The sequence below is a fragment of the Paenibacillus psychroresistens genome, from assembly GCF_009728935.1.
Classification (GTDB): Bacteria; Bacillota; Bacilli; order Paenibacillales; family NBRC-103111; genus Paenibacillus_AC; species Paenibacillus_AC psychroresistens.
In genome coordinates this window covers 7,914,199-7,930,349 of record NZ_CP034235.1, presented here as the reverse complement: position 1 = coordinate 7,930,349, position 16,151 = coordinate 7,914,199, and the positions used below count along the sequence as shown (strand labels likewise).

The window sequence follows — 16,151 nt, the reverse complement described above, 5'->3', positions numbered from 1 at the left end:
ATCGCATCGACTTGCCTACCCTTTAAGCATATAGTTAATTTTATTAAGAATAGTTTATAAGGAGGCTAGCCAGTTTGAACAAGAAAATTCGTGTGGCAATTGTTGGTCTAGGCTTTGGCTCGGAGTTTATTCCGATCTACCAAAATCATCCTTTTGCAGAGATGTACGCCATATGTCAAAGAACTCCAGATAAGTTAAACGAGATTGGCGATCATTTTGGAATTGAAGTCAGATACTCCAGTTTTGAAGAGATGCTTAAAGATGATAGTATTGACGCCGTTCATATTAATTCCCCTATTCCTAATCACGCTGAGCAAAGCATTGCGGCACTTATGGCCGGTAAGCACGTAGCTTGTACCGTTCCGATGGCAACAACCGTGGATGAATGCAAACGAATTGTGGAAGCACAGCAGCAATCCGAAAAAAATTACATGATGATGGAAACATGTGTGTATACGCGGGAATTTCTATATGTGAAGGATTTGCGTGATGCTGGAAAGCTGGGACGAATTCAGTTTCTTCGCGGGGCACATCAGCAAGAAATGGCTGGCTGGCCTGGATATTGGGAGGGACTCCCACCTATGCATTATGCGACACATGCAGTTAGCCCTCTCCTAGCGCTTGCAGATAAAGAAGCTGATTTCGTTTCTTGTTTAGGCTCGGGTCAAATCTCAGATGAGCTTACTATGAAATATGGATCGCCATTTGCAGTTGAATCTGCACTTTTCAAATTACGTGAATCAGAGCTTGCCATGGAAGTCACTCGGTCCCTATTCGAAACGTCACGTGAATATGTAGAAAGCTTTGATGTGTATGCGGATAAAATGAGCTTTGAATGGCAGCAGCTTGAGGGTGAATCACCAGTAATCTTCACTGGAGAGATAGCTGAGCGGGTCGATATTCCAGATTACGCGCATCTGCTCCCAGAAGGCATACGGAAATTTACCACAGAGGGCGTCTATGATTCAGCAGAAAATGTCCATTTATCCTTTAAGCAAGGAAGTGGTCATGGTGGATCTCATCCGCATTTAGCCCATGAGTTTATTATGAGTATCGTGGAGAAACGCGCTTCATTCCCCGATGTTTATACTTCAGCTAACTGGACCTGCGCCGGCATCTGTGCACATGAATCCGCGATGCGTAACGGTGAACAAGTCAAACTGCCTAAATTTCGCTAATAGATGAAGGAGGATCAACTATGCAAACGCTTAACTTAAAGGTTGAAAGCACGGAAACGAGTATTCGGATTTATCGCAGTAATGAGGCAGTACCTATTCTTGAACAGCATGCAGATAAGGATAAGCGACCCTATATTCATCCGATTCTTGCTCCTGACGGAAACGGTATTCTGACAGAGAATGCCCCGCCTCATCATCCCTGGCAGCACGGGATATATATTGGATTGAATGATGTGAATGGAATCGGATTCTGGGAGGAAGGCTTAAGAAATAATCCCAAAGATGGCAGCTTCCAGCCGCTACCGCTTAAACCAGCTATTGTTGATCAAAACCAAGTTTCGTGGGAGGTTGAGACATTGTGGCTGGATCCAGAAGGAAAGCCTATGCTAACCGAGTTGCAGCAATGGCGTTTGGTGGATAAAGGGAGCAGCTATTGTCTTGATTTTGAATGGTCCTTGAAAGCGGCGATTGATCTGACCTTTGGCCAGTATGGATATGGCGGGCTTTTTCTGAGAATGCCTTACAAGCAGGAGCTTGGAGGAGAGGCTATTAATAGCGAAGGCCAAATCAACAGCGAAGCAGAAGGAAAACGCGCTCGTTGGGTGGCAAGCAGTATGCCGATTGAAGGTAGAACGGATCATGCAGGTATAGCTTATATGGACCATCCTAACAATCCCGAGCATCCAGTACCTTGGCGCGTTGACAATCAAATGGGCATATCGCCAAGCAGATGTATTGCAGGACAATGGGAGCTTGGGAAAGATGAAGTGCAGGCCTTCCAATATCGGATTTTGGTATTTTGCGGTAGTACGGATACAAACCATGTGAATGCAAGCTGGCTGGATTTTGCTAGTTCCATATAAATTTGAGAAGGAGTGGAATTCACTATGAGAACTGTTATTATTGTTCATCCTCGTTTTGACATCGTCTGGCCTTGGACAGCAGACTATTTCCATAAGCTTTTTAGTGCACAAGGTTCTGTAGAATTTATTCGACTTGCTCCTGATGAAACAAGCACGCTGGATCAGCTTGTTCCCGATCCAGGCAGTGTGATTAGATTAGTTTCTTTACTAGTGAACGTGACAGCAGATGGCTTACGTGCTTTCAGCAGCTTAGAAGAAATTGCAATTATCATGGATCCCTATAATCAATCATTGGCTGATGAGCTTAAGAGTACTTTAGTTGAGGCAGGGGTAAAAGTATATAGTCACACCAGTGAAGGATATTGGGGGCAGTCGGTATCCGAGTTTGGACTAGCTTTAACTTTATGCGGCTTACGTAGAATTCCCCAAACCCATCACGAAATTATTACAAGCTTAAAGCCTTGGGATTACGAACCGCTAAGCGGCATTCCTAATCCTCCTGTAAGAGGGCATCAGTTTGGCGATGATCCTAATTTTACGAATGGGACAATCGAAGGCAAACGCATTCGCATGGTTGGCGCAGGGAATATCGCCTCGCGTTATGCAAGCTTTGTTAATATGCTAGGGGCAGATGTTGCTGCATGGGATCCGTTTGCGACAGAACCTTCTTTTCACCGTACGGGAACCAGAAAGGAATGGCATTTGAACCGACTTGTTCAAGATGCCGAGATTTTCGTGCCTATGGTGCCATTAACGCCTCAAACAAGAGGGCTTGTAACAGCGGAGTTGATTCATGCACTACCGAAGGGCTGCTTGGTTGTACTGGTAACTCGTGCAGAAATTTGTGATATGCAAGCTATACGTGAACGCGTGTTGAATGATGAGATCAGCCTTGCTGCAGATGTTTTTGATATTGAGCCCTTACCTTTGGAGGATTCTTTATTAGGTAGGCATAATGTAGTTCATACTCCACATAACGCTGGTCGCACGGTTCAATCGAACCAACGCTGGGCGGAAAAGTTATTTGAACAATTTATTCCCAAGCTGTAATGATTAATAGGCTTTTATAAAAGTGGTGCTACTCCTAGGGGATAGCACTATTTTTTTCTATTAATGATTATATATCCTAACTTTAGCAGCGCTTTTTGATTGACGAAGCATAATTACTACGGGCACTAATGCAATCAAGAAACTACAGATGGCAAGCAACGATACCACAGACAAATGAAAAATCGAATATCCGAGATAAGTCTGCCAGCCTATAGCCACTAACCCTAGAACATAAGCAATACCGGTTAAATGGACAAAAGTATGTCTATTCAATGTGTTAAGCGATTTGCGTTCTGCCAACCATGCTGCAAAAGGCACAGCTTGCAATGCATGAAAGCCAAGGCCATGAAGCCAGATAATGTTGCCATGCAAACCAGTGAAACGACCTTGATTAATCGAGATCCATATGCCCGCCGCAAACGAAAACATAACAGCAATCATGGAATATCGAATCCCTACTATGAGTACCGCATGTTGTACATAAGCTTTCCTACGGAAAAAATGAACCGCGAAGATTAAGTAATTCAGAACTAATAAGAAGGCAGCTAAACTAAAAAGTGCACTTACAATATTATCGAAAGGTGTCCCATTCTCCACGAATCTTGGGTTAACTCCGCGGAAATTTTGTGCAGTTTCTGCAAAGTAGCAAAAAAGCGTAATTAGGATACTTGATCGACGAAAGATTTTTATACTCTTTGTTCCCATGGCAGCGAAAGGAGTGATCGCCGCAGTTGTAAGCAGAAATATGCCTAATGCAGCATCAAAGGAAACTGCTTTTAGTACATCACCATTAGGGGCAACCGGTCCCCCATTCAATATGACCCATACCGCACATATTCCTGCAAGGAGTAAACCAAGCAGTCCAGTAAGCACCATCCATTTTTCTCCTTCAAAAAACTTAACCGGTACAACTGGGTTCATGCTGCCCATTTTATTTTTGCTCATATTCGAACACTCTCCTATAAAGTATTATTACCTTTATTTTACAGGTGGAGTGATTCTAAAAAAACTGGCTTAGGACTGGATTGCGACTAGACTGAAGAATGATTAGTTTCCAAGACTTAAGACAACCGAGCGTTTTTCATTTTGCTGTCGAGGTTTGTCATTTTGCTGTCATTGGGGTGTGATATGGTTGTTTAAAATATCACAATTAGCAGGAGGAAATTTTTATGAGGAACAAATTAATCAAGAAGTTTGTAGCATCGGTTGTCATTGCATGCTTATTATTCTCATCATTTGGAGTGGCTTTTGGTGCAAGTGCAGCATCTCCAACAACGGATATCAAGGGACATTGGGCAGAAGGCCAAATTACGGCATGGATCGACAAAGGTCTAATTAAAGGATATGAAGACGGCAGCTTTAAGCCGAAGAATAAAATTACTAGAGCAGAATTTATCGCTTTAATTAATCGTTCGTTTGGATACACAGAAGCTGCACAGATTACTTTTAGTGATGTAGCCTCAGATAACTGGGCTTACGCTGAAGTAGCCAAAGCCGTTAAAGCGGGTTATATTACGGGTTATGCTAATGGAACGATTGGAGTCAATAACCCAATCAGCCGCCAAGAGGTAGCTGTAATTGTAAGTCGATTGTTGAAGCTAGAAGCGGCAGTTAGCGCTGCTCCAGCAGCCTTCCTAGATGCAAGCAAATTTGCAAGCTGGAGCAGGGGGGCAATCGGAGAAGTGGTTGCTGAGCAAATCATGAAGGGCTATGATGCAGACCATACCTTTAAACCAGAAGCATCCATTACCCGCGCTGAAGCGGTTGTTACTTTGGACCGTGCAAATTTAGTACATGCTAATGCGGCTTCAACTGTGGCTTATAATGCAGCAGGGAGCTACGGACCGGCAACAGGTATAGAAACCATCAATAAGAATGTAGCTGTAAATGCAGCAGGAGTTACCCTGAAGAATATGGTCATTAATGGGGATCTATTATTAGGAGAAGGTATTGGAAATGGCGATGCTTTTCTAGATAACGTCAAGGTCACGGGGAAAGTAACGGTTCAAGGCGGCGGAGAGAATAGTATTCATTTTAACAATTCCGTGCTGGTTGATATTATTATTGATAAAAAATCAGGAACTGGAATGGTCCGAATTGTTTCCGAAGGAACAACAACGGTTGAGCTAGTCATAGTTAATTCCCCAGTAACCATTAAAGAAACCAATTCAACAGGTGCTGGGTTTGGAAATGTAAATATTAGCGCTTTACTACCAGCAGGTTCAAAAGTAACATTATCAGGTTCATTTGAAACGGTGAATGTCAGTTCACAGCAGATTCAAGTCGATGTTCCAGTAGGAACGATTAAGAATGTAAATGCTAAATCAACAGCAACAGGAATGTCACTAAACCTTAGTGAAGGTGCGACGATAAATTCCTTGGTGCTTGACGCTGTAGTTAAAATGCTCGGTAAAGGTACAATTGTCGTAGCAACCGTGAATATAAGCGGCTCAACTTTTGAGACACCTGCGACTACAACGACTACACCAACACCAACACCAACACCGACACCAACAAATACACCAACACAAGCGCCAACAGCAACACCAACACCAACACCAACACCAACACCAACACCAACACCAACACCAACACCTAGTGTAATTCAGGTAAGTTCTATTACCGTTACAGGTGCAGGAAGTGTAACTACTGTTGTATATCAAGGGACATTGCAGATGAGTGCAGCCATTACACCAGCAAATGCAACAAATCAGACAATTGCATGGACAGTTGCTTCTGGAACAGGGACTGCTACGATAAATGTGACAGGCTTATTAACAGCAACAGGAGAAGGAAGCGTAACGGTAACTGCAACTAATTCGGCTTCTGGAGTTACCGGGACTAGAGTGATCACCATAACAGTGGCGGATTTGGCAGCGGAGTATACCAATGCAGCCAATGCAGCTGCCATTCAAAGCCTACTGGATGCGAATATATTGGAATTAACATTAACAAATTATGACAGCTTAGATGTAACCGGCAAGACAGAAGTAGCCACAGCCTTATTTAATACAAAAGCTGCTTTAACAACAAAAGCGTTGATCCAGTCTGCAGTAACCACGGCAATTGGTTTAGCAAAAACTGCATCAGACATAAGAGCAGGGGCATCAGCTTATACGAATGCGATAGATGAAGCAGCAATTGAAGCTTTGCTAGCTGGGAATGTATTGGGATTAACATTAACCAATTATGCTGGCTTAGATGTGACCGGCAAGGCAGAAGTAGTCGCAGCCTTATTTAATACAAAAGCTGCTTTAACAACAAAAGAATCAATCCAGTCCGCAGTAACCACGGCAATTGGTTTAGCAAAGTCTGCATCAGACATAAGAGCAGGGGTAGCAGCTTATACGAATGCGACAGATGAGGCAGCAATTGAAGCTTTGCTAGCTGAGAATGTATTGGGATTAACATTAACTGATTATGAAAGCTTAGATGTGACCGGCAAGATAGAAGTAGCCACATACCTATTTAATACAAAAGCTACTTTAACAACAGAAGCGCTGATCCAATCCGCAGTAACCATAGCAATTGATTCAGCAAAATCTACATCAGACAATAGAAAAGATGAGGTAGCTAAGTACACAAATGCCGAAGACGTAGATGCCATTGAAGATTTGCTCTGGTGGAATGAATTGGATTTAATCTTAACTAATTTTGATAGCTTAGATGAAACTGGTATAACAGAAGTAGCCACAGCCCTATTTGATACAAGAACTACATTAATAACAAAAGAGTTGATCCAATCTGCAGTAACGACGGCGATCGGGAATGCAAAGGTTGAATCGGACTTGAGAATTGAGCAAGAATGGCTTGATCAATTTGCAGATGCGTATGATGAATCAAGTGTTAAATATATGCTTGACGAGAATGCAATAAACTTAACCTTAACCAATTATGATGGCTTAGATGAAACCGGCAAAATAGAAGTGGCTTCAGCCTTATATAATGCACAAGCTACATTAACAACAAAAGCATTGATCCAGTCCGCAGTAACGGATGAGATCGCGAATTCAAAGGGTGCATCAGACGAGAGAATAGCGTGGGTAGCTGCGTATACAAATGCGGTAAATGTAGCAGCAATTGAAGCTTTGCTAACCGCGAATGAAATGGAATTAAATTTAACCAATTATGCTGGTTTAGATGAGACCGGTAAAACAGAAGTAGCTACAAACTTATTTGGCTCGAAAGACTACCTAACAACAGTAGAATCAATCCAAGATTATGTAACATATGCGATTAATATATCAAAAGGATCGTCAGACGATAGATTAGAATTAATAGATGGATACATGAATGCGGGAAGTATTACCGCAGTTAAAACCTTGTTAGGTGAAAATGATTTTGAATTAAATTTAACTAATTATGCTACCTTAGATGCGGATGGAAAGACAGAAGTAGCCACAGTCCTATATGAATCTAGAGTTGGTTTAACAACAGTAGGCTCCATCCAAAATGCTGTAACAGATGCGATTGAAGGCGCAAAGGGATCGTCAGACGATAGGATATTGATTGTAAGGGTAGCTGCTTATACGAATGCAGCAAGTGCAGCCTCCGTTCAAACCTTGCTCGATGGAAATGTTTTAGGCTTAACCAGAACCAATTATCCTGGATTAGATTCGATAGGGAAGAATGAAGTAGCCACAGCCTTATTTAATACGAAAGCTACATTAATAAATAAAGCAGTGATCCAGTCTGCACTAACCGCGGCGATAATACCAGCTAAGAACCCCTCCGATGTGAGAATAGAGGAAGCATTGGTAGTAGCATATAAGAATGCAGCAAATACAGCAGCCATTCAAGCTTTGTTGGGTATAAATGTACTGGACTTATCATTAACCAATTATAGTGTATTAGATCCAACCGGCAAAACAGAAGCAGCCGCAGCCTTAAACACTATAAAAGGCACATTAACAACAAAAGCATTAATTCAGTCCGCAGTAACAACGGCAATTGCTGATGCAAAAGAGGGTTCAGTCGCGAGAGGAACTCAATATACAGGATTGGACGCATTTAGGTATGCATCAAGTATAGGAATGGTTCAAGCTTTGCTGATCACGAATACATTGGGGCTAAATATAACCATTTATGTTGGCTTAGATAAGATCGGTAAGACAGAAGTAGCAACAACGATATTTAATAATAAAAGTCAAGTGGATTTTCTTTCAATGCATTTGGGTGGTGCATCATTCTCAGCAGAACCTGCATCAAACACGCGAATAGCAGCACTAGTGCCTGCATATACGAATGCAGAAGATGCAACAGCAGTTGAAGCCTTGCTTGGTCTAAATGAAATAGGTTTAATCTTAACGAAATATGCTGGATTAGATGCAACCGGCAAGACAGAGGTCGCCACAGCACTATTTGATACAAAAGTCACATTAACGTCAAAAACATTGATCCAGTCGGCAGTAACAACGGCAATCGGTACAGCTAAGACTGCAACAATCGCGAGAACAGAAGTGGTTCTGGTAGCAGAATATACGAATGCAGCAGATGCAACGGCTGTTCAAACCATGCTTGGAGTTGACGCATTGGGGTTAACCTTAACCGGTTATGCTAGCTTAGATACAACGGGTAAGACAGAAGTGGCTACAGCCCTATTTAGTACAAAGGAAGCATTATTCACAAAAGCAGATATTCAGTCCGCAGCAATAACAGCAATCGAAGCAGCAAAGAGTGCATCAGACGTGAGAGTAGAAGCGGTAATGATGTCAGCATATACGAATGCAGTCAATATAACAGCCATAAAAACCTTGCTTGGAGCGAATGCATTGGGATTAACATTAACGGATTATGCTAGCTTAGATGCTATTGGCAAGACAGAAGCAGCCACAATCTTATATAGTACAAAAGGTACATTAACCACAATAGATGAGCTTCAGTCCAAAGTAACAGCAGCAGCCGGCTCAGCAAAAAGTGCAACAGATGCGAGAATAGCTGCTGCAGTTGCAGCAATCAATGGTGCCACAGATGTAGCAGCCATGGCAACAGCAATAAGAGATTATGCAACAACACTTGGATTAGACTTAACCATGTACAATAATGTATACAATAAAGTTCGAGTGCAAACAGCCATGTTAGCAAAAGGCTTTGCAGATAGAGCAGAAATCGTGGCCGCTTTCAATAATGCTGTAACCTTAGAATATCAAGATTAAGAAAAGGAAAATGAAAAAATCTTATGTAAGCTAAGCAAAAAAAACAGAGTTCTGCAGAAGATGCAGGCTCTGTTTTTTTGCGTGTTCAGCTTTTCTTATAATATTTATACCGAGTGCTGAGTGTGAAAGGGTATAATAAAGGAAGGAAGATAACCTTAAAAAGAAAAGAAGAACAGGAGCTAATATGACAAAGAATAATGATAGTATAGAAACAGGATGGAATCTTGATAATAGCTACGCCAGTTTGCTGGAATCCATGTTTACCCATATCAACCCAACTCCAGTACGAGCGCCGAAGCTGATCATTCTCAATCATCCATTGGCAGCAGATCTGGGGTTGAATGTTGATGAGCTGCAAAGCGAGAATGGTGTAGCGGTGCTTGCAGGCAACCAAATTCCAGCAGGTGCTTTGCCGCTTGCTCAGGCTTACGCGGGGCATCAATTTGGGCATTTTAACATGTTAGGGGATGGCCGGGCAGTGCTGCTGGGTGAGCAGATCACCCCACTTGGTGAACGGTTTGATATTCAGCTTAAGGGCTCAGGCCCAACACCATACTCCCGATCAGGCGATGGTCGAGCGGCTCTTGGGCCAATGCTGCGCGAATACATCATCAGCGAGGCCATGCATGCATTGGGTATTGCTACTACCCGCAGTTTAGCAGTGGTGGAGACTGGAGAGACCGTATTCCGTGAGATGAACCCGCCTGGTGGGATTCTGACCCGCGTGGCTGCGAGTCATTTGCGTGTCGGCACCTTTCAATTTGTTGCAAATCGGGGTACTGTCCAAGATATTAAGGTTTTGGCTGATTACACCTTACAACGACATTATCCGGAAGTTGAACCAGATGAAAACCGCTATCTTATGCTGCTCCAGGAAGTGATCAAGCGGCAGGCTGATCTGATTGCTAAATGGCAGCTGGTTGGTTTTATTCACGGAGTGATGAACACTGATAATATGGCCATTAGTGGAGAATCTATTGATTTTGGCCCTTGTGCCTTCATGGATACTTTTGACCCGGCAACGGTGTTTAGTTCCATTGATTCTCAAGGGCGCTATGCTTATGGCAATCAGCCGCAAATTGCAGGATGGAATCTCGCACGATTTGCTGAAACCTTATTGCCTCTGCTGCATGATAATATAGAGCAAGCCGTAGAATTAGCCCAGGCTGCTATTTCAGGTTTTATTGAGTTGTTTCAGAGTTATTATCTAACGGGAATGAGACAGAAACTCGGATTATACAACGAAGAGGTACAGGATGAGAAGCTTATTGAAGACCTACTCAATATGATGCAGAAGTATAGTGCGGACTATACGAATACCTTCCTTGCTTTAACTTTTGATACGGAGAATACTGCCCTGTTCGGAACTCCAGAATTTGCTCAATGGCATGAGGAGTGGCAAGCGAGGTTAGGCAGGCAGCAGGAATCGAAGGCTAGCTCGCAACAGTTGATGCGAAACAGCAATCCTGCGCTAATTCCGCGGAATCACCGGGTTGAAGCTGCACTAGAAGCGGCAGTGAAACATGGAGACTACAGCGTGATGGAGCAGCTGCTTGTTGTGCTTGCGAATCCTTATGCGCATTCCCCTGAACAAGCTGATTATTCCACATTGCCAGCAGAATCGTCCCATCCATACCAAACATTCTGTGGTACATGACTAGTAAAGATCAGTACTGCCGTATATACAATTTAGCTACTGCTGCTCTGGCGACCAAATTGCCTGGGCGGCAGTTTTTTATTCTGGAGATTATATAATTAATGTAAGCGCTACAATTACGCGAGTTAATATTTATGGTATAGTTTAACAATAAGGGGGCAATCAACCATGATCAATCACATTCCCGATTATGCTATAAATCCAGGTTTGTTAGAAACAGAAAAAACGTATTTTCAATCAGTGATAAGCTCTATAAGTAAGGCCATCTTTGCGGAAGCGGGAATGTTTATAAGGTGTAATAATACAGAGCAGGCTACACTTATTGCTCATCATAATTTGCCCTTGCATCAGAGCGAGGAGTTTTTACATACCTACAATCAAATTTTGAATATGGAAACAATAGAAACTATAGGGAACTTTTTTGATATAAAAAGATTCTTAGGTAAAGCTATATTTGAAAAGGTCATACTTGTGCCTTTAGAAAGCTCAGGTCATGGTTTGGGGCATATGTTGTTCTTCTACCATGACGAAATGAATCCGGAAAGCTTGATTCCGGCCCTAGAGCTGCTTCGTTGTCTTATTTCTTCTACTGTCACTTTACTGGAAGATATAGAAGAAAAGCTCAAGACGCAAAAGAAGCTGTTGGATTTAGAGATTCAAGAGCGCAAAATGGTACAAGATGAATTAATGCTAATCTTGGATTCAGTGCCAGCAGCTATTTTTTATAAAGATAAACAAGGCAAGCTTCTTCGCGTCAACAAAACACATAGGAATTACAATCAGTTGTCTATGGATGGCAATGTTAATAAATGGGATACGGAATTATACTCTAAGGAAAATGCTGAGAAATTTCGTTTGGACGATGAAGAGGTTATTGCTTCGGGAGCTTCAAAACTAAATATCATTGAGCAAATAAAGACACCAGACAGCGAGCATTGGTTAAGAACGGATAAGGTGTGTTTAAAGAATTCACAAGGGGAAGTCATTGGAATCATTGGGTTTTCTCTTGATATAACGAAGGTTAAGAAATCAGAAGAAGAAGTGTTAAAGCTAAATCGATTTTTAAACAATATTATGGAAAATATCAATGTATGGTTTGCTGTTGTTGGACAAAATGATGAATTGCAGATATGGAATAAGGCTGCGGAAATGATAAGTGGCTATGAAAAAAGCGAGATGGTAGGTTTAGGAGCCGTTCTGGAAGCTTTGTACCCAGAACCAGAATACCGTGCGAAAGTGTTTCGCGAGATTCAGAGTATAGAATCATTAGTAAATTATGAATCTATGGTTTGTTGTAAGGATGGCAGCAGTAAATTATTAAGCTGGAATGTTCGAAAGCTCTATGAAATGGATGGAAATTACGAAGGAATTATCTTCATCGGGATCGATATAACAGAAAAGAAAAAGGCAGAAGAGAACATCCGTTATTTAAGCTATCATGATAAACTGACAGGACTTAACAATCGTGCTTATTTTGATGAAGTGATCGAAATGCCCTTCCGTTTGTCAGAATATCCAATTTCAGTCATGATTGGTGATTTAAATGGCCTGAAGCTAACCAATGATATCTTTGGACATTATGAAGGGGATAAGCTGTTGATCGAGATGGCTAAGATCTTAAAGGGAGCTTGTGGAGATAAAGCAATTATTTCTAGATGGGGTGGAGATGAGTTTGCCATCCTCTTATTGAAGTGCTCGGAGTCCAGTGTAGAAACAGTTCGCAAGCGTATTATGCAGGAGGTTATGGAGAAGAATAGGAGCCTGATGAAATTTAGTATTGCATTAGGTGCTGTAACAGTAGAAAATCCTGAAATAAACCTTATTCAAGCTCTAAAAGATGCGGAAGATAAAATGTATCGCAACAAGCTTTTAGAAAGCAGAAGCTTTCGAAATATGATGGTGACCTCACTAGAAAAAACGTTAGCCGAAAAGAGTCATGAAACGGAAGAACATACAAAACGTGTTCGACAGACTTGTTTAAAGATCGGGAAGGCCATCGGCCTAACAGAAGAGAAAATTAATGAACTGGGCTTGCTCGCAACATTGCATGATATCGGTAAAATTGCCATACCTGAACGAATTTTAAACAAGCCAGGGCCACTGGATACAGAAGAAATGTCTATTATGCAAACGCATTGTGAGATTGGTTGCAGAATTGCACAAGCTTCACCTGAATTATCGCATATAGCGGGTGCTATTCTTTCGCATCATGAGCGATATGATGGTAAAGGATATCCGCAAGGACTGAAGGGTGAAGAGATCCCGATCATTTGTCGGATCATTAACATTGTAGACTCCTTTGATGTTATGACCCATGACCGTATTTATAAGAAGGCTATTACATATCAAGAAGCGGAGACAGAATTGTTGCGCTGCGCTGGAACACAGTTCGATCCTGATCTGGTGAAAAAAATTGTCGATGTTTTTAAGTCGGGAGTGACGGCGGAATAGAAAAGCTGAAGCCAGAAGAATAAAACATACTTGATTAGCGTTTTTTTGAAAATCTACCCACAATTGTTATCACAATGAATATCAAGATAAAAATAACAATCGATTCAAAGAGAGTGCCTAGTTTAAAGCCTTTGCCATTCTGCCCAATTCCGAGGAAAAGTATGATAGCAACAACGATACATGCATAGATTACGAATTTAAATGCTCTTTTGATCTTGTCCACATCCTTAATTTAATAGATTAATTCATTATAATACGAATCATCGCTGAATAGGAAACGGACGCAGCAATGACCGAATCGGGCGACAACCATTGGGTTAGCGCTTTTTTTGCTGTTTAAAATGGTAACCTTGCACATCGTATATGAAAAACAAACACTATTAATATGAAAATATGGATGATTGTATCTGCCTTTCTGAAAACAATAGCATATAAATAATAAGGTAACTTATTTTTAGGGGGAAGGGGATTTAATAATGAAACATTCAAGCATTCCTAGTAATATTCCGAAAATTTCTATTACAAGAAATGAAGCTATAAATCTACGGTTATCTTCTATTGTAAAGGAAAATTTGGAACTAAAGCAAAATATGAAAGCAAGTGAAGAAAAGATATTGAAGGTAATTGCTAGAAGATTAGCTTCCATTTCAGATGAGACTCCGAGTCAAATAGAATTGACAGATGAACCAGAAGATAGCATGTCATTGAGCGCTGCTATAGCCTACTCGTTTCCTACTTCGGTTAATCGGATTTATGTGACAAATGCCGGTGGCAGCAATGTTTCCGTCATTGATGGGAATACCAATACTGTCATAGCAACGGTTACGGTAGGATTTGTACCATTTGGAGTTGGGGTGAATCCAGTTACCAATCAAATTTATGTGGCAAACTTTCTTGGGGATAACGTATCTGTTATTGATGGAAGCATGAATAGCGTTATAGCTACCGTTACAGTAGGGAGTGAACCATTTGGAATTGGAGTCAATTTCAATACAAATTTTATTTATGTGACGAATTTTAATAATAACAATGTCTCCGTTGTTGATGGAAGTACCAATACCGTCACAGCTACCATTACAGTCGGCACTGGACCAATGGGTATTGGAGTGAATCCCACTACCAATCGTATTTATGTGACTAATCGTAACGAGAACACGGTCTCTATCATTAGTGGGATTTCCAACACGGTTATAGCCACTGTTACATTAGGTTTTGAGCCAGAGGGCGTTGGGGTGAATCCGATCGACCATCGTATTTACATGGCAAATGCCGGCAGCGACCATGTCACTATACTGAGTGGGTTTTCTAATATAATCATAGCAACCGTTCCAGTAGGTAACGATCCGGAGTTTGGCTTAGTGGTGAATCATCAAACCAATCGAATCTATGTAGTTAATACATTAGAAGGAGATGTTTCTGTAATAGATGGGAATACGAGTACTGTCATAGCTACCATTATAGTCGGTAATGAACCATTTGGAGCAGGAGTAAACCCTCTGACTAATGGAGTTTACGTAGCAAACAATGGCAGTAACAATGTCTCTGTCATTGACGGTAATACGAATAGTGTTGTAGCCACCATTACAGTAGGTAGTGTGCCATTTGCCGTAGGAGTAAATCCGTAATGATTACCATTAGCCTTTGTATGATCGTGAAGGACGAACAAGATACTTTGGGGAGATGTTTACTATCCATTAATGAAGCTGTGGATGAAATCATCATCGTAGATACGGGGTCGACAGATGGTACCAAAGAAATCGCTAGGAAGTGGACTAATCAAATTGTCAATTTGGAATGGACTCATGATTTTTCAAGAGCTCGAAATCGTTCCCATAAGGAAGCCACAATGGATTATATCCTGTGGTTAGATGCAGATGATATTTTATTGCCTGAGGATCTTCAGAAGCTTTTGCAATTAAAACAATCCTTATCTCCTGCTGTCGATGTTGTTTCTATGCTCTATAATTGTGATTTTGACGAGAGCGGGAATGTTACTTTACAGGTTCGACGTGCAAGATTGGTTAAAAGGTCCAAAAACTACCTATGGATGGGTACAGTTCACGAAGACTTGTTGATCGAAGAAGGCACATTCTTGGACAGTGATATTGTGATTACTCACAAGAAAAATCAGAGCACCTCGGACCCAGATCGGAATTTAAGGATTTATGAGCTGCTTTTATCTTCAGGTCAGGATTTTACACGACGGGATATTTTACATTATGCTATGGAGCTTCATCAACATCGTTTATTTGAAACAGCCATACAGTACTATCAAAAGTTCATAGACTTGGAACACCTAACAAAAGAAGATAAAATTCATGCATACGCGAAACTCGCTGATTGTTATTATTACCTTGGCGATCGAGAGAAGGAGCGGGAGATCACATTCAAATCATTTGAGTACGATATCCCTCGTCCAGAAGCTTGCTGTCGTTTGGGTTATTATTTTTTGGAGAGTCAGCAATTTGAGCAAGCTGTATTTTGGTATAGACTGGCCATAGAATCGCCAATTCCTAATAAATCGTGGGCCATCTCAAATCAGGTTAGCCGAACGTGGCTGCCACACATGCAATTGGGGATTTGCTACTACCAACTGGGTGAGTATGAGCTTTCCTATCATCACAATAAAATCGTTTCGGAATACCGCCCTAAAGACCAAGGGGTTATTAATAATATGTACCTTCTAGAAGAATTGATAGTACAAAATAAAACGAAAACAAACCCCATGTAAACAAGCTAATGTTCGGATAGGTGTAATAGGAGGCAATTTCACAACTAAATGAAGAGGGTAGAATGA

The 16,151-nt window shown here is 41.4% G+C and carries 9 protein-coding genes; 8 read left to right on the top strand and 1 reads right to left on the bottom strand.

Annotated features, from left to right (window positions below):
- The first annotated feature begins 74 nt into the window (after positions 1-74).
- Genes EHS13_RS35510 through EHS13_RS35500 form a run of 3 tightly spaced genes read left to right on the top strand, consistent with a single transcriptional unit; the run spans position 75 to position 3,091 of the window.
- On the top strand, positions 75-1,178 hold the full coding sequence (locus EHS13_RS35510) for a Gfo/Idh/MocA family protein (protein WP_155704986.1): 1,104 nt from the start codon (positions 75-77) through the stop codon (positions 1,176-1,178).
- A gap of 20 nt (positions 1,179-1,198) precedes the next feature.
- Positions 1,199-2,041 (top strand): DUF6807 domain-containing protein, encoded by an 843-nt coding sequence (locus tag EHS13_RS35505; protein ID WP_155704984.1) that lies wholly within the window; start codon positions 1,199-1,201, stop codon positions 2,039-2,041.
- Positions 2,042-2,065: 24 nt separating this feature from the next.
- Entirely contained in the window at positions 2,066-3,091 is a 1,026-nt protein-coding gene (locus EHS13_RS35500) for an NAD(P)-dependent oxidoreductase (RefSeq protein WP_155704982.1), read from the top strand.
- A 60-nt stretch (positions 3,092-3,151) separates the two neighbouring features.
- Here the strand turns inward: EHS13_RS35500 and EHS13_RS35495 are convergent, their stop codons facing one another.
- The gene (locus EHS13_RS35495; RefSeq protein WP_193571468.1) at positions 3,152-4,036 is read right to left on the bottom strand and encodes a hypothetical protein; all 885 of its coding nucleotides are present in this window, start codon (positions 4,034-4,036) and stop codon (positions 3,152-3,154) included.
- A 224-nt stretch (positions 4,037-4,260) separates the two neighbouring features.
- Between EHS13_RS35495 and EHS13_RS35490 the strand changes: the two genes are divergently transcribed.
- The 5 genes from EHS13_RS35490 (at position 4,261) to EHS13_RS35470 (ending at position 16,085) form a co-directional block, all read left to right on the top strand.
- On the top strand, positions 4,261-9,246 hold the full coding sequence (locus EHS13_RS35490) for an S-layer homology domain-containing protein (protein ID WP_155704980.1): 4,986 nt from the start codon (positions 4,261-4,263) through the stop codon (positions 9,244-9,246).
- Positions 9,247-9,430: 184 nt separating this feature from the next.
- Positions 9,431-10,903: a protein adenylyltransferase SelO gene (locus tag EHS13_RS35485; RefSeq protein WP_155704978.1), complete on the top strand. Its 1,473-nt coding sequence runs from the start codon at positions 9,431-9,433 to the stop codon at positions 10,901-10,903.
- Between the two features lie 168 nt (positions 10,904-11,071).
- Positions 11,072-13,354, top strand: a complete 2,283-nt coding sequence (locus EHS13_RS35480) for an HD domain-containing phosphohydrolase (protein WP_155704977.1) — start codon at positions 11,072-11,074, stop codon at positions 13,352-13,354.
- Positions 13,355-13,830: 476 nt separating this feature from the next.
- Entirely contained in the window at positions 13,831-14,979 is a 1,149-nt protein-coding gene (locus EHS13_RS35475) for a YncE family protein (protein ID WP_155704975.1), read from the top strand.
- Positions 14,979-16,085: a glycosyltransferase gene (locus EHS13_RS35470; protein WP_155704973.1), complete on the top strand. Its 1,107-nt coding sequence runs from the start codon at positions 14,979-14,981 to the stop codon at positions 16,083-16,085. The genes EHS13_RS35475 and EHS13_RS35470 overlap by 1 nt, the downstream gene beginning before the upstream one ends.
- The last annotated feature ends 66 nt before the right edge of the window (positions 16,086-16,151 follow it).

Coding starts and splice junctions, on each gene's coding strand:
- EHS13_RS35495 (WP_193571468.1), bottom strand. CDS start 4,036: ATGAGCAAAAATAAAATGGGCAGCATGAACCCAGTTGTACCGGTTAAG.
- EHS13_RS35470 (WP_155704973.1), top strand. CDS start 14,979: ATGATTACCATTAGCCTTTGTATGATCGTGAAGGACGAACAAGATACT.
- EHS13_RS35485 (WP_155704978.1), top strand. CDS start 9,431: ATGACAAAGAATAATGATAGTATAGAAACAGGATGGAATCTTGATAAT.
- EHS13_RS35500 (WP_155704982.1), top strand. CDS start 2,066: ATGAGAACTGTTATTATTGTTCATCCTCGTTTTGACATCGTCTGGCCT.
- EHS13_RS35480 (WP_155704977.1), top strand. CDS start 11,072: ATGATCAATCACATTCCCGATTATGCTATAAATCCAGGTTTGTTAGAA.
- EHS13_RS35490 (WP_155704980.1), top strand. CDS start 4,261: ATGAGGAACAAATTAATCAAGAAGTTTGTAGCATCGGTTGTCATTGCA.
- EHS13_RS35475 (WP_155704975.1), top strand. CDS start 13,831: ATGAAACATTCAAGCATTCCTAGTAATATTCCGAAAATTTCTATTACA.
- EHS13_RS35505 (WP_155704984.1), top strand. CDS start 1,199: ATGCAAACGCTTAACTTAAAGGTTGAAAGCACGGAAACGAGTATTCGG.